The 25,146-nt window shown below is 42.5% G+C and carries 19 protein-coding genes; 17 read left to right on the top strand and 2 right to left on the bottom strand.

What is annotated here, in order from left to right; genetic code table 11:
• The first annotated feature begins 39 nt into the window (after positions 1-39).
• The 4 genes from H5123_RS05725 to H5123_RS05710 all read left to right on the top strand — a co-directional run bounded on the left by H5123_RS05725 (position 40) and on the right by H5123_RS05710 (position 3,790).
• Entirely contained in the window at positions 40-747 is a 708-nt protein-coding gene (locus H5123_RS05725) for an SDR family oxidoreductase (protein WP_182697298.1), read from the top strand.
• Positions 748-1,314: 567 nt separating this feature from the next.
• The gene (locus H5123_RS05720; protein WP_182697297.1) at positions 1,315-2,145 is read left to right on the top strand and encodes an EAL domain-containing protein; all 831 of its coding nucleotides are present in this window, start codon (positions 1,315-1,317) and stop codon (positions 2,143-2,145) included.
• 242 nt (positions 2,146-2,387) lie between these two features.
• Positions 2,388-3,248, top strand: coding sequence for a DMT family transporter (locus tag H5123_RS05715; RefSeq protein WP_124014789.1), 861 nt, complete (start codon positions 2,388-2,390; stop codon positions 3,246-3,248).
• A gap of 188 nt (positions 3,249-3,436) precedes the next feature.
• Positions 3,437-3,790 (top strand): YkgJ family cysteine cluster protein, encoded by a 354-nt coding sequence (locus H5123_RS05710; protein ID WP_124014788.1) that lies wholly within the window; start codon positions 3,437-3,439, stop codon positions 3,788-3,790.
• A gap of 211 nt (positions 3,791-4,001) precedes the next feature.
• Here H5123_RS05710 and H5123_RS05705 read toward each other — a convergent pair whose 3' ends face one another.
• On the bottom strand, positions 4,002-4,838 hold the full coding sequence (locus tag H5123_RS05705) for a mechanosensitive ion channel family protein (protein WP_124014786.1): 837 nt from the start codon (positions 4,836-4,838) through the stop codon (positions 4,002-4,004).
• Positions 4,839-5,496: 658 nt separating this feature from the next.
• Between H5123_RS05705 and H5123_RS05700 the strand changes: the two genes are divergently transcribed.
• The 13 genes from H5123_RS05700 to H5123_RS05640 all read left to right on the top strand — a co-directional run bounded on the left by H5123_RS05700 (position 5,497) and on the right by H5123_RS05640 (position 23,036).
• On the top strand, positions 5,497-9,951 hold the full coding sequence (locus tag H5123_RS05700; RefSeq protein WP_182697296.1) for a PAS domain S-box protein: 4,455 nt from the start codon (positions 5,497-5,499) through the stop codon (positions 9,949-9,951).
• Between the two features lie 538 nt (positions 9,952-10,489).
• Positions 10,490-11,626, top strand: coding sequence for a nickel-dependent hydrogenase small subunit (hyaA, locus tag H5123_RS05695; RefSeq protein WP_124014784.1), 1,137 nt, complete (start codon positions 10,490-10,492; stop codon positions 11,624-11,626).
• A 2-nt stretch (positions 11,627-11,628) separates the two neighbouring features.
• On the top strand, positions 11,629-13,332 hold the full coding sequence (gene hyaB, locus H5123_RS05690) for a nickel-dependent hydrogenase large subunit (RefSeq protein WP_182697295.1): 1,704 nt from the start codon (positions 11,629-11,631) through the stop codon (positions 13,330-13,332).
• A 30-nt stretch (positions 13,333-13,362) separates the two neighbouring features.
• Positions 13,363-14,031, top strand: coding sequence for a Ni/Fe-hydrogenase, b-type cytochrome subunit (gene cybH, locus H5123_RS05685; protein ID WP_182697294.1), 669 nt, complete (start codon positions 13,363-13,365; stop codon positions 14,029-14,031).
• A 15-nt stretch (positions 14,032-14,046) separates the two neighbouring features.
• Positions 14,047-14,601 carry a HyaD/HybD family hydrogenase maturation endopeptidase gene (locus H5123_RS05680; protein ID WP_124014781.1) on the top strand — a complete coding sequence of 185 codons (555 nt, stop codon included), beginning with the start codon at positions 14,047-14,049 and terminating at the stop codon, positions 14,599-14,601.
• A complete protein-coding gene (locus H5123_RS05675) occupies positions 14,594-16,522 on the top strand; it encodes a NiFe hydrogenase (protein ID WP_182697293.1) in 1,929 nt (642 codons plus the stop codon). Before H5123_RS05680 ends, H5123_RS05675 begins: the two co-directional genes overlap by 8 nt.
• A gap of 55 nt (positions 16,523-16,577) precedes the next feature.
• A complete protein-coding gene (hypF, locus tag H5123_RS05670) occupies positions 16,578-19,004 on the top strand; it encodes a carbamoyltransferase HypF (RefSeq protein WP_182697292.1) in 2,427 nt (808 codons plus the stop codon).
• A gap of 348 nt (positions 19,005-19,352) precedes the next feature.
• A complete protein-coding gene (hypB, locus tag H5123_RS05665) occupies positions 19,353-20,066 on the top strand; it encodes a hydrogenase nickel incorporation protein HypB (RefSeq protein WP_124014778.1) in 714 nt (237 codons plus the stop codon).
• Between the two features lie 2 nt (positions 20,067-20,068).
• Positions 20,069-20,311: a HypC/HybG/HupF family hydrogenase formation chaperone gene (locus H5123_RS05660; RefSeq protein WP_182697291.1), complete on the top strand. Its 243-nt coding sequence runs from the start codon at positions 20,069-20,071 to the stop codon at positions 20,309-20,311.
• Positions 20,308-21,435: a hydrogenase formation protein HypD gene (gene hypD, locus H5123_RS05655; RefSeq protein WP_124014776.1), complete on the top strand. Its 1,128-nt coding sequence runs from the start codon at positions 20,308-20,310 to the stop codon at positions 21,433-21,435. The genes H5123_RS05660 and hypD overlap by 4 nt, the downstream gene beginning before the upstream one ends.
• Positions 21,425-22,432 (top strand): hydrogenase expression/formation protein HypE, encoded by a 1,008-nt coding sequence (gene hypE / locus H5123_RS05650; protein ID WP_124014775.1) that lies wholly within the window; start codon positions 21,425-21,427, stop codon positions 22,430-22,432. Before hypD ends, hypE begins: the two co-directional genes overlap by 11 nt.
• Positions 22,432-22,776 (top strand): hydrogenase maturation nickel metallochaperone HypA, encoded by a 345-nt coding sequence (locus H5123_RS05645; RefSeq protein WP_124014774.1) that lies wholly within the window; start codon positions 22,432-22,434, stop codon positions 22,774-22,776. Before hypE ends, H5123_RS05645 begins: the two co-directional genes overlap by 1 nt.
• A 95-nt stretch (positions 22,777-22,871) precedes the next feature.
• Positions 22,872-23,036 (top strand): hypothetical protein, encoded by a 165-nt coding sequence (locus H5123_RS05640; RefSeq protein ID WP_165870019.1) that lies wholly within the window; start codon positions 22,872-22,874, stop codon positions 23,034-23,036.
• A 207-nt stretch (positions 23,037-23,243) separates the two neighbouring features.
• Here H5123_RS05640 and H5123_RS05635 read toward each other — a convergent pair whose 3' ends face one another.
• Positions 23,244-25,001 carry an acyl-CoA dehydrogenase C-terminal domain-containing protein gene (locus tag H5123_RS05635; RefSeq protein WP_124014773.1) on the bottom strand — a complete coding sequence of 586 codons (1,758 nt, stop codon included), beginning with the start codon at positions 24,999-25,001 and terminating at the stop codon, positions 23,244-23,246.
• Positions 25,002-25,146 lie beyond the last annotated feature (145 nt).

Below are 25,146 nucleotides of genomic sequence, written 5' to 3'. Positions count from 1 at the left end.
CAGCAGTGCTGCGTATAAGGATATATTTTGAGGTGTTAAATGAATAACCAAGTGGTATTAATTACAGGTGCAAATAGAGGCATTGGTTTGGCCTTAACTGAGCAATACCTTATTAACGGCTGTCGGGTTATTGCGACCTGTCGCGATGATGCCACAACGACTGAGCTAATGTCGTTACAGGCGCAGTTTGCTGATAAATTATTGATTGAATCAATGGATATCACATGCCCAGATACCATTCACCGTTTAGCCAATAATCTTTGCCAGCAAAATATTAGTATTGATTTAATCATTAATAATGCGGGCTATTTGGATCGCGATAATCACAGTATTCATGCTATCGATTATGCTGATGCTGAAATGTGCTTTAAAGTGAATGCGCTCGGGCCATTATTTTTAATCCATTGTTTATTATCCCTATTGAACAAAACACGTTTATGTAAAATCGCTATTATCTCATCGTCCAAAGGATCATTAACAGAACCACAAGGCGTTGATTGGTATGGTTACCGAATGTCTAAAGCCGCTGCCAATATGCTCGCGGTGAATTTATCTCAAGAACTTGTTGATGATAATGTTGCTGTGGTATCGGTTCATCCTGGCTGGGTTCAAACTGACATGGGCGGCAGCGCTGCACGGGTTAAAGTTAACGATTCTGCATTGGGGATTATAAAGGTGATTAACCAGTTATCGATTGCTAACACGGGTGAGTTTTACAATTTTAACGGTGAGCAACTGCCATTCTAATATCTGGCAGCTTGAATGTGTGGCTACTCAGCGTACTTTTTGCCTAATGTTTGCTTATTATTGAACCCGTATTATCAAGGCTGTTGGCTTTGTGGGCGGGTGCGATTAATCAATTTACCGCTTAATATGGTCTAGGATAAGTTTGAGGCTGTTTTTAGATCGATAATAGTGGGCGTATTATGTTTTTTGACCGTGATATTGAGGCTAATTTAACCGGTTACACTTAAATACAAAATAATATCCAGCGATATTTACTGCTGGCTTGCCTTACCGGTTTAAGTTGGTAAGATGTTGTTTTGATGACTGTATCGTTAATATCGTTATGATACTTTGGTATTAATAGGCACAGTTAGACAATATTAATTAAGTCGATAGTTACAATATTGACTACGACACAATGAAGATGTGTTTATCTTCTTCTTGCCGCATAGCGGCTTAATTCAACGAACACTTTAAGTTAATTTGTAACCTGCTGCATTTGTACTTTAATCAGTACGACGTCAAGCAAAACCTAGGTTGCGTTACTGCATAGCTTAAGCGGGCGTTATATTTAGTGAGGTTGCGATAATGGAAACAAAGCCGATAATTTATGACAGATTTTCTTGTAATAAATGTTTTGATAAAAGCAGCCTTGATTTTGATTTCACCATGGCTTTTCAGCCAATTATTAACTGTAAAACCAATACTATATTTGGCTATGAAGCATTAGTTCGCGGTTTACAAAATGAATCTGCTTTTTCCGTTATCGAGCAAGTCAATGATGATAATCGTTATTTATTTGACCAGCTTTGCCGAGTGAAAGCCATCGCACTGGCTGCTAAGCTCAAACTAGACTCCATGCTTAGTATCAACTTTCTTCCCAATGCCATTTATAAACCTGAGCGCTGTATTCGAACCACCTTAGAAGCCGCGAAAGAGTATGGTTTTCCAACCAATAGAATCATGTTTGAATTTACTGAAAATGAGAACATCAGCGATACAGAATTTGTTAAGGGTATTGTTGAGTATTATAAGAAATCAGGATTTATCACCGCACTAGACGATTTTGGTTCTGGCTATGCCGGTTTGGGATTATTGGCTGATTTTCAAACCAACATCATCAAATTTGATATGAAGCTTATTCGTAATATCGACCAGGATAGTACCCGACAAGCTATTATTAAAAATTGTGTCAACTTGTTTGCTGAGCTTAACATTACCTCGTTAGCCGAAGGCGTAGAAACCATCGAAGAAATGCTCTGGTTGCGCGATTCTGGTATTGACCTGATGCAGGGCTATTTGTTTGCAAAACCTGGCTTTGAGAGCCTACCGCAAGTTGATTTTGATGAAATATCCCGCTATGAAAGTAAAGCTAAACATTCCCACAAGCAAAGTTTACATGATGGTGCAGGTATTTAAACCTCAGCTTAAGGGGTTAAATCATCATCCTTAGGCCGATTTTGCTTAACCATTACCGACTCGAGATAGCCACAAAAAAGACTACACATCTAAGCGGGCTAACTTAAGGTTTTGACTGACGTTTATAAGCGTTTTATGCCCATTTCAACCAATTCATTTACCTATGTCTTTGCGTAATCCTGTATCATTGAGCGGTGCCAAACTCTTGGCCCCTTTCCCTCCCTATGCTGGAAATATCATCGATGAAAACAGACGCTTTACGCGGCAAGCTATTCTTATTACTGGCCACTATGCTTGCTGGTGTAGGCTGGATAGCCTCTAAACTTGTTATTTTACACATGCCTGGTGAGGTGTTTATTGCAGCTCGCTTTTTAATCGCCAGTCTGATTTTATTGCCATTTTGCTATCAGCAGATTTTAGCCCTGCGAGGCAAACAGATTGCCGCTCTGTGTGGCGTTGGCCTTGTATTAGCGGCATCGATTGAAGTATGGGTACATGCGATTACCATTTCAGATACCCTGTCTGAGGGCGCATTTATCATGAGTTTAGCAATGATTATTGCGCCATTTATTTCTTGGCTATTATTCAAAGTTAGACCCAACCGCATGTTTTGGATAACGCTGCCTATAGCCTGCATTGGTATTATGTTATTGACCATCACAACGGGCTGGGAGGTGGATAACAGTCAATGGTTTTTCTTATTATCGTCTGCCTTACTGTCATTACATTTTGTACTTAACAAGCGAGTTCTGACCAATATAAAGCCATTAACATCCATCTGCGTTCAATTATTCATGGTGGGGGTTGCTGGTAGTGTGATTATGGCGCTGGTGTCACCTGAGCATTTTGAACTCAATGGCCAGCTGTTCTTTTGGTTTGCTGTGTCCACTGTGATTGCCACCAGCGTGCGCTACTTGTTACAAACCCTTGGCCAGTTTAACGTTAAACTAGAAACGGCCTCATTGATCATGATTTTAGAGCCCATTTGGACATTAATCTTGTCTATTAGCTTTCTTAATGAAGTGGTTGAGGTACAAAAGCTTATCGGTGGCGGAGTGATTCTGCTGTCACTGTTTATTTATATCAAATTTTCTAAAAAGTAGTTTTGATTAAAGGCGGGCGCGCTCGGTTTATGTTCATCGGGCTGCGCTTTGCCTCACCTGTTATCGGCAAAGATTCGAATACCAACAACAAATACATTTACCAGTCTAGCCACTTAAACACCTTGCCGCTTTTAGTTCATTGGCGATGAGACTATAATGATGGGTAATCGCAAACCAATGAGTCATTAATGAACAGTAACATAGAGATAGTCGATCTTCTCCGCGAACGTATTCCTTCATTTAAATGTGTGCCGGGTTGTCACGATTGCTGTGGCCCAGTAACGACCTCGTCTGAAGAAATGTCGCGCCTGCCAGTCAAAACGGCCGCAGAACATGAAGCCGCGCTAAATGAGTGGAACTGCGTATATTTAGGCCCTAATGGCTGTGAAGTGTATGAGGAACGCCCTTTGATATGCCGAGTATTTGGCACGACACCGCGTATGCCTTGCCCTGAAGGTCGTGGTCCTGAAAAGATGATTGACTCAAAAGTAGAAGCCCAGATCCATCACTATATTGCCAATACCCGCCAAGTGTTAGTGTAAACGCATAGCAACATCTAACCGATAATGGTCTGTAACAGCAGGCGAATACCCCGGATTGACGCGTAATATTAATGTGGTCGTGAAGAACACTGCTTACATAAGAGTTAGCCGCATTAAAGCTTAATGAAGTAGCATGACTCGCCTCAGTATGACACTGAGACTCGTCATGCTCTGCGGTGTGAATCATTACCGCCACAGAGTGTTAACTGAATTAGCCAAAGTGTTCTTGAAAAGCAATCATAAAGTCTTCTCTTATGAGCTGCTCTAAATGTATCGCGCGTTCAGTGGGGCAAAAAATCATGATATGTACATTCTGCTCACCATTTATGCCGCTGGTAATATGAATGTGTGGTTCACTGCCCGGTAAATCGACACCGGCGTGTTTTTCTATCACGCTATTGTAGCGCTTGGCCACTTCAATAAAATCTTCACAGTGCTGTTCTATTTGACGAGTGAGTCCAGGAAACAGCGGATACAGGTTAACAAACTGCACCAGAGTAATAGTAATATTATGATAAACGTAACGTTTCATAAAATTAAGGTTTTTAACCGCATAGGTAAAAAACATACTATTTGGCAGTGTGGCGGTTTTACCTGTGTAATGGTATTGGCCTTGGTCCAGATCAATCTCTTGGATCACTGTGGCCATTAAGTTATGTTCTATTACTTCACCGTATATCTTACCCACTTCAATCCAATCACCAATCACAAATGAACGTGAACTCGCGCGTTGTATCGAGCCGGTAAAACACAGAATAATCTCTTTTGAGGCGATGACTAAAGCAATTGCGATGGCTGTTACTGACAATGCAAATTTGCTGACTTCGGTCTGCCAAAGTACAAATAACACCACCAATATTAAGATAAATGTGCCATTTTTAGTACGCGACATCCATTTGCGTTGCACATCAGAAAGAAATGCCACATCGCCACGTATACTTGAAATGATAAAGCGTTTAATCACTGAGATGAGGATTATTATCAACACTGTTAACAATAATTTGTGCTCGAGAAGAAAATCGACTGCTAATGCTATTTTATCTACCAAACCTACAACCTATATCAATTTTGTATTCATCATGCTGAACCAATATTATTCAGCCCAGTACTTTATGGGGAATACCAACATAAAACAAGGTAATTAACCTATACATTGGATAACAAACACCTCTCAAACAGTGCTTTTTGTTGCTAATAGCGTTGAATTAACTGTCATAGACCCGCTATTAATGCGTCCATTCGCCTTATGAGTAACACCAATCATGAGTTTGTTTGTGGTTAACGTCTAAGGTGATGATCTTTATCATCATATTCTCATATATCATCCCTATTTCAGGTTAGTGAGCAGATAACTCTGCATTGAGAATAGGATTAGACAGCTTTAATTGTTGATGTCACTTGAAAGTATTCAGCCTTCAGAAAATCATCCGTGAAAAAATATCTCTACTGTGTTGAGTCGCAAACGCCATATTTACAAAATAGTTATCAACGCATTAATGAAATCGCTAATGATCACAAGCTTGGGCATTAATTTAATATCTTTCTACTCTAGGCATTTTTGTCAGTTGGCGCATATATAGGGTGCTTGTTTAGCGACAAGGAGTTAAATTAGTATTAAGCTCAATCAATGATATTTTACATAAAGTTACATTGTTGTTAAATTAGCTAATTATATGCTTTTATTATGTCAGACATGGATGCATCTTATGGAAGCTGGCTCTCGTAGAATACTACTTTTCTCTGTTCCCCTAACTTTGCTCATCATGGCAATCGTTTATTACTCCTTCAACTCCGGTCGTGATATCGCGTTTCGTTACTCCCCGCTGATCGATGCCGCTATCAAAATTAAGCTTGAGGCGACAACAGGACACTTGTGGTTTGAAGAGGCGATTAGTGGTGATAGCAGCATCGATATTGACACTGTATGGGCGCATTTTGATAAATCACTATGGTATGCGCATGTCATGCTTGATGGCGGTAAGAATGGCGACACCGTCATCATGCCTCTTGATAATCCTGATTTACGCCAGCAAATTGACCAAACCATAGTCGACCTGCAAAAATTTCGCCACATGGCCCAACAACGTTGGGATGCACAATCCACATCCGCTATTGGTTCTGATATTGACCAACAATTTGACCAAGCCTTTATCGCGTTTAACCTTGCGGTTGATCATGTGGAAACCGCCCTGCAACAAGTTATCAATGACGATCTACACACCTTTAAACTCATGCAACTATTGCTTGCGGCTCTTATCTTGATGGTAGGGATTGTTATTGTGAGTTTGTTGTTGCGTTACAACACAAGAATAAACAAACACCTGCTGACGTTATTTAAACAAGAAGAAAGACTGCGAATTACCTTAAGCTCTATCGGTGATGCAGTAATAGTTACCGATACCCATGGCACGGTGACCTATATAAACCCTGTGGCAATTCAACTTACTGGCTGGACATCTCTTCAGGCATTAGGACAACCGCTCACAAAAGTGTTTAATATTGTTGATGCTTACACACTTGAATCGGTCAATAACCCGGTAAAAAGAGTCCTCGATACTGGCTCAATCGTCGGCCTGGATAATCACACTAAGCTTATCGCTAAAGATGGATCTGAATATCACATTGCCGACTCTGCTGCGCCAATGCGCAATCCTGCTGGTGATATCAGTGGTGTGGTACTTGTGTTCAGGGATATTACCGAAGAGCGGACATTATTTTCTGAGCTTGAATCGAGTCAGGCAATGATAAAAGCTTTATTAAACACTGTGCCTGATATGATTTGGTTGAAAGATACCCAAGGAAGTTATTTAGCCTGTAACACCAAATTTGAAGAAATGTATGGCGCCAAGGAACATGAAATCATCGGTAAGACTGACTTTGATTTTGTCAGCCATGAGCTTGCTACTTTTTTTCGCCACAATGATGCCAAAGCTCTACACGCCGGTGAATCCACCGTCAATGAAGAATCGCTGACATTTGCCAGTGACGGTCACGTTGAACAGGTCGAAACCATAAAAACACCGATGAAAGACAATCATGGTCACTTAGTGGGTATTTTAGGTGTAGCCAGAGATGTCACTAACTATAAGAAATCATTGGAACAACTTAAGCAAAGTGAGACCAGGCTAAAAGAAGCGCAAGTTTATGCCAAAATTGGCTATTGGGAATTACTGCCTGACCAGAAAACCGCCGTTTGGTCTGATCAAATGTGTGCGTTATTTGGACTGGTTGAAAACGCCAAAGCAGATCCGCAAACCCTTTGTAACGTGATGAATAAAAGTGACATTGACACTTTCATGGCATCAGTTAAAGAATGCTTCTTGACTGGCCGAGAACACCATGTTGAATATCGGATCATTAGACCCAAGGATGGTGAAGAGCGCTGGATAGAATGTCGAGGACAATTGATCACAAATAGCGCAGGTGAAGTGCAAAAGATAGCCGGTTTTATCCAAGATATTACTGAGCGCAAAAAAGCTGAAGATACCTTACGCAAAAGTGAAGCAACCATCCAAAACAAGCTCAAAGCAATATTAGAACCTGATGCAGATATTGGTGCCTTATCGCTATCGGATATCATTGATGCAGAGGCGCTGCAATCTCTGATGGATGATTTTTATGATTTAACCGGCATGTTAGGTGCCGTACTTGATATCGAAGGAAATATTCTCGTCAGCGTAGGTTGGCAAGATATCTGTACCCAATTTCATCGCTGCCATCCTCAAACACGAAAAAATTGTATAGAGAGCGATGCAGTGCTCACACACAATGTGGAGCACAATACATTTAAGGAATACAACTGCAAAAACAATATGTACGAAATGGTTGCCCCTATTGTTATTGGTGGCAAGCATCTCGGCAATGTGTTCATTGGTCAGTTCTTTTATCAGGATAAAATCCCTGACGTTGAGATATTTCGCCAACAAGCACACCAATATGGTTTTGATGAACAGGCGTACCTTGCCGCTCTCGATAAAGTGCCGCGCTTTACCCGTGATGAGGTCGCCCATGGAATGCGATTTTATACCAAACTCACCGATATCATTTCCGCGTCAAGTTTCAGTGCCATCAAACAATCAAGGTTACTTGCAGAGCGAGAAAAAGCGCAAGAAAGACTGCAATTATTCTCTAGAGTGTTTAGTGATACCCATGAAGGCATCATGATTACCGACGCCAAACAACAGATACTTGATATTAACCCAGCATTCACCCAAATAACCGGTTATAGCCGAGGAGATATTATTGGTAATACACCAAACATATTGAGTTCGGGTAAACAAAGTCCGCAATTTTATGCACTGATGTGGCACACAGTTTCAGAAAATGGATACTGGCAAGGAGAAGTATGGAACAGGACAAAGCAAGGGCAACTCTATGCAGAATTACTCACTATTTCATCATTAACCAATAGCCAAAATGAAGTGACTCATTATGTTGGGATGTTTTCTGATATCACCAACAGTAAGCTACAACAAGACCAACTGAATTTAATGGCTCACTATGATGTTCTGACGAAACTGCCTAATCGCGCGTTATTTGTAGATCGTTTTCAACAATCCATTGCTCATAGTATGCGCACAGGACATCAACTTGCGGTGTGTTTCCTAGATTTAGATGATTTTAAACCCGTAAATGATAACTATGGTCATGATGTTGGAGATCGCTTATTAATTGAAGTCGCAAACCGCATTAGTGCCTGTATTAGAGAAGAAGATACCGTATCACGGCAAGGCGGCGATGAATTTGCCATATTACTCAATGATATTAAGTCTGCTTCACAATATGAAGTAACCATAGACCGAATCCATAAAGCGTTAGCAGAACCTTATATCATTGATGATATACAACATCGTATTACCGTCTCTAGTGGGCTGACCTTATATCCTGCTGATAATGGTGATATAGATACTTTATTGCGTCACGCTGATCACGCTATGTACCAATCGAAATTAACCGGTAAAAATCGTTCTCGATTATACAGTGCCGATTCTGACCAGCTTATTATCCAAAAAAATCATCACCTCGAAGAAATTCAACAGGCATTTGCTAACCATGAATTTCAGCTCTATTATCAGCCGAAAGTGAATATGGTCAGTGGACATGTATTTGGCGTAGAAGCTTTAATACGTTGGAACCACCCACAGAAAGGGCTCACTTCACCGGGAGATTTCTTACCATTTATCGATGGTACGGTATTAGAAATCGACATCGGCGAGTGGGTTATCAATCAGGCTTTACAACAACTTGATGATTGGCAAAAACAAGGTATTAAACTTGAAATTAGCGTTAATATTTCGTCAAATCATCTGCGTACGCCAACGTTTGTTGCTCATCTTGAAGATAGTTTAAGCCAGTATCCCAATAATAATGCTCAATATTTGCAACTAGAGATATTAGAAAGTTCTGCTTTTGGCGACATCAATACCATTAATCATATTATTGAGGAATGCCAAAACCGGCTGGGGGTGAGTTTTGCACTGGATGATTTTGGTACCGGGTATTCATCGTTAACTCATTTAAGAAGTTTACCGGTGAATACGATTAAGATAGATCAGAGTTTTGTGCGAGACATACTCGATGACCCAAGTGACTACTCCATCATTGAGGGAGTCATTGCATTAACGAAATCATTTGACCGCAATGTTATTGCCGAAGGCGTTGAAACAACCAATCATGGTCTACTGCTGTTACTCATGGGCTGTGAGCAAGCTCAAGGCTATGGAATAGCCAAACCTATGCCTGCAAAAGATTTTTTACCATGGCTAAGCAACTATATTCCAAATAAAAGTTGGCGTATTGGTGGTAATCAAAATCACAGTAACAAACAAACTAGCCTAGATATATTTAAACTGATCACTGCACAGTGGAGAGAGAAATTTGCCAAAAAGATTTTATCCTCTGCAGATGAAGGAATTCCTTGGCCCATTCTTGATGATCAGACATGTCAATGCGGCAACTGGATCCGTCGAGAAAAGCAAGGGCAGTTATTTGAATCGCAATATATTCAACTATTTGAACAACATCATAGTAAGATTCATTTTATTGCTGATGGGATAAAGCATCAATATCTACAAGGGCATCTTGATGCCGCCTGTGAGAGTCTGGTTGATTTAGATCTCGCATTCGATGACGTCGATAATACTGTTAGCTTATGCCAATAGCCTTGCTTGATTTTGCTCAAAGCACAGGACTAACTCAAGTCTAGCGCGGCGAACATAAGCCGATGAGCAGAGCTTACCCAAACTGATGGGTAATCTTAAATACATCATACTCTGGCAGTTTACTCTGGCAGTAGTCAGTTATTTTATATCAGCTTATTGCTATTCAAAATAAGCATCAAGCCTCACCCGTTATCCCCATCTAGCTGATAATGGCCGCAAAATTTTTTTCATTTTCACTGATTCATTTTGCTTTATAAGCAAAATGAATCAGTCACGCCATACTATCTCAACTGAATCAGGGCCGTTCACTGCGCGATCACGTCCTGAGCTAAAATATGATCTGAGACAATTTGTCCAAATTGAGTTTTGTTAACTTGATCAACCTCATAAATTAGAAGCTACAAGCTTATTTTTGATAAGGAAATTTCTTACAAGTTGATTTACATCAAAGAGGATTTTTAGCCGAGTTCTAAAATTGATACCGATAGATTGCAACTCATTATTAGCAACTGAGCTAACTTAAGCAGAAGGTATCAACATGGACACACATGCAGCCCTTTATAAACAGGGTCAAGATCGCCTTGATTATTTACGCCAATTTGCCCAACGTCAGCCTGTCTCATTACAAGAAAAAATGGCTAACCTTGGGATATCTCGTCGAGACTTCATTAAGTGGACCGCATCGGTCTCTGCAATGTTTGCCTTGCCCCTACCCTTTAGTAACTTGGTCGCTGAAGCAGCTGAATTAGCCGACCGAGTCCCTCTCATTTGGTTACACCTAGCCGAATGTACTGGTTGCTCCGAGTCATTAATTCGCACTGACTCCCCCAACCTTGACACGTTAATTTTCGATCATATCTCACTTGAATATCATGAGACGCTGATGGCGGCCTCTGGTTGGCAAGCTGAAGAAAACTTAGAAAATGCCCTTGAAACCTACAAAGGTCGCTATTTACTTGCGGTTGAAGGCGCTGTGCCGACGGCTAACAATGGCACCTTTTTAACTGTCGGCTGTAAAGGCCATACGGGTCTGCACATTGTCAAAGAAGCGGCTGAAAATGCTGCGGCAATTGTCTCTGTTGGCACCTGTGCCGCCTTTGGTGGTGTACAAGCCGCAGCGCCAAATCCGACAGGGGCAAAAGGGGTTTATGAAGTGGTCGATAAGCCGGTGATTAACTTAGGCGGTTGCCCTCCGAGTGAAAAGAACATTGTTGGCACAATAATGTATTTCATTATGTTCGGTAAGTTGCCAGCCCTGGATATGTTTAATCGTCCTAAATGGGCCTATGGCGCACGGGTACATGATAATTGTGAACGTCGTGGTCGCTTTGATGCCGGCGAGTTTGTTGAAGAATTTGGTGATGAAGGCGCAAAAGCAGGTTACTGCCTTTATAAAGTCGGTTGTAAAGGTCCTTACACCTACAACAACTGCCCAACGGAGCGTTTTAACCATCACACGAGTTGGCCTGTGTTAGCCGGTCACGGCTGTATGGGGTGCTCTGAGCCTAATTTCTGGGATGACATGGCCGATTTTGAAAAACCACTCGGACGCCAACTGTTACACGGCGTTGATGCTACAGCTGACACCATAGGTGCAGTCATTTTAGGCGCAACCGTTGTCGGTATTGGCGCCCATGCAGTAGCAAGCGTATTTGCTAAGCCTTTGGAGGAATAATCATGAGTAAACGTGTCGTTATCGACCCTATCACCCGCATCGAAGGCCATTTACGTGTCGAAGTTGAAGTGGATGACAATAATGTCATTACTAAAGCTTGGTCTTCGTCGACCTTATGGCGCGGCATTGAGGTGATTTTAAAAGGCCGAACTCCAATGGATGTGGGCTTAATTGTGCAACGTATTTGTGGCGTATGTACTTATTCGCACTATCGTTGCGGTACTGAGGCGGTTGAAAATGCCCTTGGTGTTACCATCCCTCTCAATGCTAAATACCTGCGTAGCTTAATGCAGTCCTCATTATATATGCATGATCATATTGTGCATTTTTATCATCTACACGGGTTAGATTGGGTGGATGTGGTATCGGCATTGAGCGCCGACCCAGCCTTAGCCGCTAAAGTGGCGATGAAATACTCTGATACGCCCATTGCTGCCGGTGAAGGTGAATTAAAAGCCGTACAAGCCCGCGTAAAAGGCTTGGTTGAAACCGGAAAACTCGGGCCATTTGCCAATGCTTATTGGGGGAATAGTACTTATCGCTTTAGCCCTGAACAAAACCTCATTGCGTTATCGCATTATTTAAAAGCCCTTGAAGTGCAACGTGTTGCCGCTGAAATGTTAGCGATATTTGGTGGTAAATCGCCACATCCACAGTCGATTGTTGTGGGCGGCGTAACCTCAGTGCGTGACATGTTAAGCCCTGCCCGTTTACAAGAATGGAAACAAAAACACGCTATCGTACAAGATTTTATTGAGCGAGCTTATCAAGCCGATATTGTGATGGCAGCAGAAGCATTTGGCTCTGAACCCAGTGTACTTGGCGGGGTAAATGTTAGCAGCTTCTTATGCGGTGAAGACTTTATTACCTCCGATGGCGAGTATTTATTCCAACAAGGGGTGATTTTAAACGGTGATTTAGCCAATGTGTCAGATATCGACCCTAGCTTAATTAAGGAAGACGTCACCCATGCTTGGTATCAAGCTGATGGGCCGCAACATCCATATGTAGGCACCACAATTCCTGATTACACTGGCTTTATTGAGCGCGATACTGTCTACGGCAAATTGCCAACCATTAATGGCGACGGTAAATACTCTTGGGTTAAATCACCACGCTATCAAGATGAGCCGTTAGAAGTGGGTCCATTAGCCTGTTTACTGGTTAACTATGCCCGCGGAAATCAGGTTGTTGTCGATGCGGTAAACGGCTTGTTAGCCCGTACCGGCTTACCTCTTGAGGCGCTATTTACCACCTTAGGTAGAACAGCTGCACGTATGCTGCAAACGGTATTAGTCGGTCAAGCGAGTTTACAAACCTTTGATGCCTTGCTGGTCAATATGCAGTCAGATGAATCAACTTATGTGAAGCCTGAAATTGATCCAGACCGCGTTTATGAGGGCTTTGCGATGATTGAAGCACCTCGCGGTATGTTAAGTCATTGGATCCGCATTAAAAATGCTAAAGTTGAAAACTACCAAGCAGTGGTCCCCACTACCTGGAATGCTGGCCCTGTAGATGCTAATGGAAAAATGGGCCCTTATGAAGCATCCTTGATTGGTTTGAAACTTGAAGACCCAACTAAGCCTTTAGAAGTCATTCGCATCATTCATTCCTTTGATCCTTGTATGGCGTGTTCAGTTCACGTGATGGATTACAAGAAACAGACTCTAGGTCAATTTAAAATTGATCCAAATGGGTTTTAATCAGAGGTAATGGACTAGGAGGGAAAAAGTATGCAACATATTGCAACCCACGACCGGCAGTTGATATTTACTCCAGCGATTCGAATATTTCACTGGTTACGTGCCTTGTCTATTTTAGTATTAGTGATCAGCGGATTTTATATCGCCTGGCCATTTTTAGTGGCACCGGCTAGCACAGATGTCTTGGTGCAAGGTTGGATCCGCTTTGCGCATATCATTTTTGGATTTTTGTTAACCAGCATCACCTTAGTGCGTTTTTACTTGTTTTTCTTTAGTCGCAATAGCATCGAACGACGTTCGTTTAAAGATGTGTTGAGTGTAAAAAGCTGGATAACGCAAATAAAATCCTATTTTTGGATGGGCAGTTTAGACAAAGCTGGGGTTTACGGACCATTACAGTTTATGACTTATGTGGCCATTTCGTTTGTGGCCTTGATTATGTGCATCACTGGCTTAGTGCTTTACGCCAATGTGTATCACTTAGGTGTTGGCGGAATGCTAGGTGATGTATCAGCATGGATAACTGGTCTTTGTGGCGGATTAGCACCGCTGCGAACTTATCATCATTACCTAACATGGGCCTTCATTATTTTTGTGGTGATCCATGTGTATATGGCGGTGTGGTCTGGTATTCGCTTTAAACATAATTCAGTCGATTCCATTGTATCTGGTTACGACTATCACAAAGTGCGTAAATAGGATGAATCAATAATAGTGAAAAAAATATTGCTGTTAGGTATAGGCAATGTATTGTACGCCGACGAAGGAGTCGGCGTGCATTTTGTCAATTATATCAAAGACAAATATCAAATTAGCCATCTAACTGACAGTATGGATATTGTCGATGGTGGCACCCTCGCCCAAGGGCTAATTCCAATGATCAGTCGTTATGACCATTTAATAGTGGTTGATACGGTTAACAGTGTTGGTGTGAAGCCTGGCGAAGTGTATTTTTTTGATTTTGACCACGCCCCTGCTGAAATTGATTGGCAAGGCAGTGCCCACGAAGTAGAAATGCTGCAAACACTCAACATGATGGACATTGTCGGTGACAGACCGCTCACATTTGTTCTCGGCGTTACCCCAACGGTAATTGAACCAATGACATTAGGATTGACGCCAGATTTACATGCCGCCATTCCTGTGATGGAACACACACTATTAACCCATTTGGCCAGCTTAGGATTTAGCCTGGAAATTGTGGATAATATAACCATTGATCAGGTGATTCCTGACGCTTATAAGCGAGGTTGCTATGTCGATGCATAACATTCGATTTGACTTTGTATGCCAGAGGCATGTGCCATTATATGAGCACTTGTGTAATCAATATCTGGACCGGACTGAACTTAATATTAGTATTGGTGCAGAATCTGACCCGCAAACAAGTACCACACGTTATTTTATTGAAGCCTTTGCCACACAAGCTCAACTTGAAGCGTTAGCAGACGATATTGCCAGTGATTTTTTACTGTCGGTTTGGTTACTCAACACTCATATTGAACGTATTGAGCAGCACAGTGGCCAGCGAAAACCTTTGGCGATCTCAGCCAAATCTTCAGGGTTACCTTTGTATTTTTGCCAACATTGCCAACCACTGTTTGGCGATAATCAGCAGCCCTCTTTTGGTAATATAAACCTGCACTGTGAACACTGCATGGGGCATGAGAAACTCAGTCGTGATGAAAAATCGTTAACTCAGGCCGACATTGTGTTAATGGCCAACCGCTTAATTAGCCATAAATCACTGCCCTTACCTATTCTCGGGTTAACCTTGTGGTTAACGCCACCCACCTCATTAACAGATGAGCAAGCCAAAACACCAACGCAGACTGAAACACGCCAAGCGAATCAATACCAAAGACCACACATATTAATTTGTAACCCCAATTCACTGAATAGCCATTTTATCGTCAATGACAGCCAAGTATTGGCTTTATCGAGTATCGAAAAACCGTTAATTTGCGTTCGAGCAAGTAGCGATCATCCCAGCTTATTGGCGCCCTTGTATGAGATCCAATTCGCTGAAAACCGTTTGTTGGTGATCCTCACCGAAGTGCTGCGCCAAAAAGGCATTCATTGGTTATACGTGAGCAAGAATAGCGATCAACAAACCAGCCACGATGGCGTACTGAAAGCGCCATTGCGTTTAGCGATGATTAATCATCAGTGGTTGCCCATTACCAGCCTGAGTAATGGCACTATGCCGTTGCCCTCTACTATCACCTGTTTACATGATGAAAATAACTATCAAGATGGTCATTTTGCGTTTCGTGCTCACACCACAAACACCAGCATAGACTGGCAAGTCAGCCCTGCTGAGCCACCAGCGACAGTGTTAGAGAATGTCATAACTGACGATTCAAGTGATGTCAGCACCTCAATAACGACCAGTTTATGTGCATTAAATGCCGCACTATTACGTTGTGACCTGACCAAAAAAATTCGTAAAGCGCAATTTGTAAAACATGCTGCGGTACTATATTTCAGCCAACATAATGCCAGCCAAATCGTCACCCTAGACAGCCAAAGTCAGCCTGAGTTGTTTTTTGAAATCCCCAAACTGCCTTTATCTGGTTATGAGATTTGTCATCGCTTATCTGAGTCGCCACAAAAAAGTCTGTTGGATAAGTTTAAGCAGTTATTTCCTGCTGAGTATAACCAACTGTTGGATCTGCACATTCAAGCAGATGATGGCGCATTGTCACAATTAATGGCAGTTGCCACGCTTATTATTGGCGGTTATTCGGTTGAGACCGCTCAGCGAGTCACGGTCACTGAACTTGCCGATAAATTTATCGCCCTGGCAATGGCGCATCAGGGTAACAACGCTCCGCGAATTGACTTTCCGCTCACCAAGGGAGCCGCGCATCGAGGTCTCAATTGGTGTAAAACGTTAGGCACATTAATGAGTTTCAAGCTAGCGGGTGAAACTAACTTAGCCAAATTAGCCTTTGCATTTCATGATTCGTTTGCAGATTATTTAAGTCATTGGATAGAGCATTTAGATCAAAATATTGGCATAAAACAATTAGTGATTGCTGGCAGTGACTTTGCCAATCCGGTGTTAACTGAACGAGTGCAAATACGCATTGGTAAAAACTTTCCCCTAGTGGTTAATCCGTTATTGGATTTTGATGGCGTTAATATCGCAATAGGTGGTCTATATCTCAAACAACGCCGCGGATAAAGGGTATCTTTAGGTATATCAGTTTTTGCTTATCCTCGTTTGAGATTGAGTTTTTATGAAGCCATTACGACAAGTTACCGTTATTGTTAAAGGTATTGTACAAGGAGTTGGATTTCGTCCCTTTGTGTTTCGGCTGGCACACCAATTGAATTTAGTGGGCAGTGTGCTCAATAATCATCTTGGGGTGACAATTATTTTGCAAGGCAGTAACCAACTGATTGAGCAGTTTATGGATAGTTTGACTCAATCACCTCCGCCATTAGCGCGAATTGATGCCATTGAAGTCATAAATCACCGCCAATTAAGTCAATTTGACGGATTTAGTATTATCGATAGCCACATTCTAGACGGCGAACATGCCAACGTCGCTATTTCAGCCGACATGAGTATTTGCCTAGATTGTCTCGATGACATTAACGATCCTCATAACCGTCACTATCAGTACCCGTTTACCAATTGCACAAATTGCGGCCCGCGTTATAGCATTATTGATTCACTCCCCTATGACAGATGCAACACTGCGATGGCAGATTTTGTGATGTGCGATCGCTGCCGCGCGGCTTATACCGATCCACTCAATCGACGCTATCATGCTCAGCCAGTGAGTTGTCCCCACTGTGGTCCACAATTAACCTTTAGTACCATCAATGCAAACGCCGAATTTCTCTATGACTCGTCGATGTTAATCGCATTAGAGCAAGCCGTTGAAATGATTAACCGTGGCGGCATTGTGGCCATTAAAGGCTTAGGCGGATTCCATTTAGTCTGCGATGCCACTAATAATGACGCTGTGGCAGCACTGCGCCAACGTAAACAGCGCCCAGCAAAACCTTTGGCGATTATGGTCACCAACTTAGCTCAAGCTCAACAGTGCGTTAGTGGCACGCCAGCAGAATGGCAAGCATTAACCAGCCCTGAGAAACCCATCATCTTGATGAATAAACGTCATACTCGTGCAAAGAGTGATAACAATGATGCTGCAAGTAAACATAATAACGCTATCGCACTTAGCTCATTGCTAGCACCAGGTATTGATCGCCTTGGGATCTTTTTGCCCTACACCCCATTACACCATTTATTAATGCAGCGTTTAAACAAGCCCATTGTGGCGACCAGTGCCAATCGCAGCGGCGAGCCGATTATCACGAATAAGACTGATATCGAAAAACATCTAGCCCATGTTATTGATGGGATACTTGACCATAACAGGCCGATTATTAATGCCTGTGATGACAGTGTGGTGCAAGTGATCGACGAGCAGGTGCAAGTGATTCGATTGGCCCGTGGCTATGCGCCACTGACCATCAACCTTCACTCTCCCATGCTATCCAATAGTCAACACAGCGTATTAGCGGTTGGTGGGCAACAGAAAAACACCGTTGCATTTGGCTTTGACGATAATCTGATTGTTTCGCCACACATTGGTGATTTATTCAATCTAGAAGCACAGCAATATTTCAACCAAAGTTTAGCAACGTTCAGGCGCCTATATGATTTTAGCCCGAGCCATATTGTGCATGATAATCATCCACAATATGCACCGACTCAATGGGCGGTGAAGTATCAATGTGAGCATCAACTGCCGCCATCTCATTGTATTGGCGTACAACATCATTTCGCCCATGTACTGTCGGTGATGGCAATGCATCAACATACTGATCAAGTTGTAGGATTTAGCTTTGACGGAACCGGCTTAGGCGATGACAGCGTACTATGGGGCAGCGAAGTGATGCTGGCAGATATACACGGTTTTACCACTTTGGCACACTTTAGTTCCTTTAAGCTTATTGGCGGTGAACAAGCGATTAAGCAGCCAGTGAGAATTTTACTGGCATTATTATTTGAGCAGATGTCACTGCAACATGTGCTCACACTTCCCATTGCTGCGATACAAAATTTAGGCCGACATAAGGTAATGAATTTGTATCAGTTATGGCGTAACAATAGCCATTGTATTGAATGTCGCTCTGTTGGACGCTTATTTGATGCACTGGCGGTGGCATTAGACTTTATTGGCAGCTCACAATATGAAGGCCAAGCCGGTATGATGATTGAAGCCGCTGCAAATGACTATCTTAACAATGTCGGTATTGAGGGCTTACCGGTAACACTCAACAGGTTAAGCTGCACGGGTAATCAGGCGGATAAAGCAATTGAGCCAGTGCAATGGCACAGCAGTGACTTTATCGCTCAGTTAATCAATCATTTGCTCACTCACTCACAGAGCTCTTCAATTAAACAGCAAATATGTTGGCATTTTATTCATGCCATTAGCCAGCAAGTTAACCAAGTCGCTCAACAGTATCCGCAGCTACCACAGGTGTTTTGTGGTGGTGTATTTCAAAATAAACTCTTACTTAGCCAATGTCTTGATGATTGTCATCAAGGTGGCAGGCGCTTTTTACCCAGTGGTCATATCCCTATCAATGACGGTGGTATTGCATTGGGACAATTGTGGTATGCCATTCATCACATGGCTTAGTATTAAATGCTAGAGGTTTTTTACCCTGCCTCTGCAATCGACTTACCGTGAATTAGATAATGCTTAACTGCTAATTGACGGTGGTATTGCATTGGGACAATTGTGGTATGCCATTCATCACATGGCTTAGTATTAAATGCTAGAGGTTTTTTATCCTGCCTCTGCAATCGACTTACCGTGAATTAGATAATGCTTAACTGCTAATAATTGCGCTATTGATCACATAATTTACTCAATAGCACTTTTGTTCACAGTCTTTATTACAAAATCTGATGTGCATCAAAGAATGCAGCAACCAATTAACCGACACTTATTGATAATCATAACAATAAGGTTAGGGAACATCATATGTGTAAAGATTGCGGTTGCTCAATGACTCATGACCATACTCTTCATAGTAATCCTCAGCTTAACGACAAAAAGACGTTAGCGGTTATCCATAAGATATTGGATAAAAATGACGTAGAAGCACAACATAATCGTGATCATTTTGCCGCTCATCAGGTAAGCGCATTTAACTTAATGAGCAGTCCCGGTAGCGGTAAAACCAGTCTGTTAGAGTGTTTACATGAATATCTCGATGCTCGTTATGCGGTAATTGAAGGCGATCTTGAAACCTCACGCGATGCCGACCGCTTAATAGCCAAAGGCATCAATGCCTATCAAATTCAAACCGGCTCAGCCTGTCATCTCGACGCTTTTATGGTTCACGGCGCACTGCATCACATTAATTTAGATGATGTAGAGATTTGTTTCGTTGAGAACGTCGGCAATCTAGTGTGCCCAGCCAGTTATGATGTCGGCACCCATAAAAATATTGTGTTGTTATCAGTGCCTGAAGGTGACGATAAAATTGAGAAGTATCCAGTGATGTTTCGCCGTGCCGATTTGGTCGTTATTACTAAATCTGATCTGCTGCCTCACTTTGATTTTAGTATCGATGAGGCTAAAGCACAGTTAAGTAAATTAAATCCCAACGTTGAATTATTAGTGGTATCAGTGAAAAATTCTGATTCAATGAAAGCATTGGCGAGCTGGTTTGATAAGCATCAGGAATATTAATTATGTGTTTATCAATACCATCAAAAGTTGTTGAAATTCATAATGATGAAACAGTAACGGTTGATACGCTTGGCGTAAAACGCCGCGTGAGTTGTCATTTAATCAGTGATCCGCTCGCCATCGGTGACTTTGTCTTGATTCACATTGGTTTTGTGATGAATAAAATTGACCATAAAGATGCCCAAGAAAGCCTCGATTTGTATCGTCAAATAGTCACCGCGATGCAATTGGAGTCAGCGCAATGATGACCCTCAATGACTTTTATCAAGGATTTCGAGATCCGCTGACGATTCGTCATTTGGCGCAATTAATTGCGCAACAAGCAGCTAAAACCAACGAGCAAATAAACATCATGGAAGTGTGCGGTGGTCATACGCACACCATTATGAAATACGGCTTATTACAATTATTACCCGCCAACATTCACTTTATTCATGGTCCTGGTTGTCCGGTCTGCGTTATGCCCAAAGAACGCATTGACCATGCGGCCGCCCTTGCCTCCCAAGCCGATACCATATTAGTCACCTTGGGCGATATGATCAGAGTTCCCGGTTCAGTGGGCAGTTTGGCGCTGTTTCGCTCAAAAGGCTGTGACATTCGGCCAATATACGATCCATTAGATACCCTAGCGATTGCCCGTGATAATCCCGATAAAACGGTGATTTTTTTCGCCATTGGTTTTGAAACATCAACGCCAATGACAGCGGCATTATTAGCGCAAGCTGAAGCGCTAAAGATCGACAATTTATTGTTTCATATTAACCATGTGCTAGTGCCACCAGCCATTGATGCTGTGATGTCTGATAGCCGCTGTCAAGTTAATGCCTTTATTGGACCAGCACACGTGAGTGTGATTAGCGGCGCCCAAATTTATCAATCTACTGTGGATAAATACAAGACACCGGTTGTGGTGTCTGGCTTTGAACCTGTGGATGTTATGGAATCTATTTTGCGCATTGTGCGTCAAAAAGTAGCAGGCAAAGCGGAACTTGATAACCAATACAGCCGCTCAGTGAGCTACGAGGGCAATATTGCCGCACAGCAACTGGTCGACAAATATTTTATGGTTCGCGACAGCTTCCGTTGGCGTGGACTTGGGCCGATTGCTAACTCTGCGCTGACGCTGCGGCCTGAATATCATCACCGTGATGCTGAACGTATTTATGCCAAGATATTGCCCACAGAGGAAATTGATGATCATAAAGCCTGCATGTGTGGCGATATTTTGCGTGGTTTGGCCAATCCTAAAGACTGTAAAGTGTTTGGTCGAGGTTGTACGCCACAAAGCCCGCTTGGCAGCTGTATGGTGAGCTCTGAAGGCGCCTGTAATGCTTATTATCGCTATGGAGAAGTGAGTCATGCCGACTAAAAAAACCATTCAGCTTAGCCACGGTGGTGGCGGTAAAGAGATGGACCAATTGATCCATGAGCTGTTTTTTAAAGCCTTTGATAATCCCATTTTGACCGCGCAAGAAGATGCGGCCACATTGAACATGTGTGGTCATATTGCCTTTACTACCGATTCATTCACGGTTTCACCGTTGTTTTTTGCTGGTGGCGATATCGGCAAGTTAGCGATTGCTGGCACAGTAAATGATTTAGCTATGATGGCCGCGCAACCTGAATATTTGAGCTGCAGCTTTATTATTGAAGAGGGATTTCCTCTTGATGACTTAAAAACCATTGTTAACAGCATGGCGACTGAGTTACGTAAATCTGGCGCTCGAATTGTCTGCGGTGATACTAAAGTGGTGCCTAAAGGCTGTGCAGATGGCTTGTTTATAAACACGTCTGGCGTAGGGCGTATTTTACGTCCTGATATTTCAGCGCGTAACTTACAAGTCGGAGATGCGATTATTGTCTCTCGGGATATTGGCTGCCACGGCGCGGCCATTTTAATGGCTCGCGATGGCTTAACGCTTGAGTCTGAATTGCACAGTGATTGCGATACTTTATGGCCTATTATTGAGCAGTTACTTGTGGCCAACATTAACATTCATGCTATGCGCGACGCCACTCGGGGCGGCTTATCCGCTGTATTAAACGAGTGGGCTAAAGCGTCGCAAATTGGCATTAACGTTGACGAAGCCAGTATTCCTATTTGTGATGAAGTCAAAGGTTTATGTGAATTATTTGGCTTTGAACCTTTTGATTTAGCCAATGAAGGCACCTTTATTATGGCCTTACCAATGGATGTAGCCGAAGGCGCAATTGAAGTCATGCAGCGTTATGGTCATTGTGAGCATGCGGCGATAATTGGCCAGGTGACTGACGGGCATCCTGGTAAAGTGGTGCTGCAAACCCCTTGGGGCAGCAGTCGCTACTTAGATTTACCACAAGGTGAATTGCTGCCAAGGATTTGCTAATGCACGAATACTCGATTGTGATGGCGTTAATGGAGCAGTGCGAAGCCTTAGCTTTGGAGCATCAAGCCACAGGCATAGAGCAAGTGGTGCTTAAGATTGGTATTTTAAGTGGCGTCGAACCCGCTTTATTATCCCAAGCATTTGACACCTTCAAGCTTGAAACGGTATGCCATAACGCTAAATTGATAATGAATATTCAACCGTTAGTGTTGCAATGCCGCGACTGCCAAACGCAATCAGAAGTCAATGAGCGCACTGTGATATGCCCTGAGTGTGGCGGCAATAACACTCTAGTGATCGATGGTGAAGACATGATGCTGATGCAGTTGGTGCTCGACACCTAGCATTGACACAGATAACAATTAACAGATTATTGAACGACGCGTTAACTCAATCAAAACGATGATAACAAAAGTAAACCCAACAGAAGGACTCCACCATGAAATATTTATCTCTTGCCTTTATTCTTGCCACCATTCCATCTATTGCCATGGCACATGAGGGACATGGAGGGGTAGGACTTTTTCATCATTTCACTCAACTCACTCCAGCCATCGTACTTGTGGCTATTGTGGCCTTTATCTATTGGAAGCGAAGTAAGTAATCAAGCGACTCGTGGTTAAGCGATAGGTAACGCCAGTTTAGGCTCTGAATTGCTAAGCAAGAACAAACTGATTGCCTTAACAGAGTTAACCTGAACTCAAGTTAGTGAGTGTATAGCTGCAATAAAAAAGCCTTCCAGAGGAAGGCTTATTGTGTGGCAGCAACTTATCAGCAGCGCATAATGGACTCAGTTCAGCGATAACTAGGCTTAGAACATGTCAGCTGGCATGGCCATAATCGATTTATCACCTTGATTAACTTGTGATAAATGATATTGAGATTTTGATAGTAGCTTATCCATGTAGAAATCTGCCACAAATTGTTTTTGCGCCGCAAAGCTTTGATCTTCGTGGCTTGATGCTTTATCGGCCATTAATAACCAGAAGTAACCGTATACTGCGTAACCAAAGGCATCTAAAAAGTCGACCGCACAAGAGTTTACTAATGCTGGTTGAGTTTTCTTGTTAGCATTAATGTAGTTAGCGGTTGTCAGCAACTCATCAAATACTCGGCTTACCATCGCTTTATGATCGCCATTTGCCTGAGTTAACTCAATAAGACTCGCATTCACTTCAGCGACAAATTCAGTCAAGGTGGCAACGTCATCACCGGTAATTTTACGGCCTAAAAAGTCGATAGCCTGAATACCGTTAGTGCCTTCGTATATTTGTGCAATACGGGTATCACGCACAAACTGCTCAATACCTGTTTCACGGATATAACCATGACCACCAAAGACTTGCTGGCCCATGATGGTGGCATCTAAACCGCGGTCAGTTAAAAAGGCTTTTGATACTGGGGTCAGTAAACCTACATATCTGGCCGCCTTTACTTGTACATCTCCACTAGCATATTTTGCTAAATCTAGCTGCTTACCGGTATATACCGACAATGCTCTACCCGCTTCGGTCATTGCGCGAATCGTTAATAGCATACGACGCACGTCGCCATGAACAATAATCGGATCAGATGTTGCACCCGTGGCAGAACCCGCTGCAGCGATACCTTGTAAACGATCTTTAGCATATTCACTGGCCATTTGATAAGCCGCTTGCGCGTTACCTAAACCTTGTAAGCCAATGGCTAAACGCTCATAGTTCATCATGGTAAACATACACACTAAACCACGATCCGGCTCACCGATTAAAAAGCCTTTAGCATTATCGTAGTTCATCACACACGTCGCGGATGCTTTCAGCCCCATCTTGTGTTCAATAGAACCTACCGTTACACCATTAGGTTCGCCTAAGCTACCGTCGCTGTTAACGCGAATTTTAGGCACTAAAAATAATGAAATACCTTTTGAACCGGGTAGTTTAGCTAATACTAAGTGGATAACGTTTTCAGTTAAATCTTGATCGCCGCCAGTAATAAAAATCTTGTTACCCGTAATGGCGTAGCTGCCATCATCAAGTGGTTCTGCTTTAGTGCGAATACCACGTAGATCAGAACCAGCATGAGGCTCGGTCATGTCCATGGCACCAGCCCATTGGCCAGTATACAAATTAGGTAAATAGGTTTGTTTTAACTCGTCGTTTGCATGAGCATTAATACACAAGGCAGCACCTGCGGTCAGTGAACTGTAAAGCGTAAATGAGTTACATGCGCTATAGCCCATTTCATCTACCAGTACACCGAGCATTTTGGGCATACCCATGCCACCAAAATCCGCCTCGCCGCATAATCCCACCCAACCGCCATCAGAAAACTGCTGATACACTTCTTTAAAACCATCAGGGGTAATAATGTCGTTACCTTTATGAACCACACCTTGCTCGTCACCGTTGCGATTTAAAGGGTGAAGCAGATCACGGCTGATCTTATTGGCTTCCTCTAGAATGGCGAATGCAGTATCAAGGTCAACAACATCTGCCATCGCAGGAAGCTGTTCCCATGTCGCTTTTGCATCAAATACCTGTGCCAACAAGAATTGCATGTCCTTTAACGGTGCTTGGTATGGGTTCATAAGAGTCTCTTAAACGAATAATTAAAACAGTTGTTTTAATTTATACTAAAGCGTCACAAAAGGAAAAGCTTTTTAGCAATTATCTAACCATATTTTGACGAATGTTGGCTTCTCACTTGCCTTTATGTTGATTGTTTAGGTTTCT

This window comes from Shewanella sp. SR43-4 (genome assembly GCF_014163845.1).
GTDB classification, from domain to species: domain Bacteria; phylum Pseudomonadota; class Gammaproteobacteria; order Enterobacterales; family Shewanellaceae; genus Shewanella; species Shewanella vesiculosa.
Note: the sequence above shows the minus strand (reverse complement) of the source record. Positions and strands in the feature narration are given on the sequence as shown.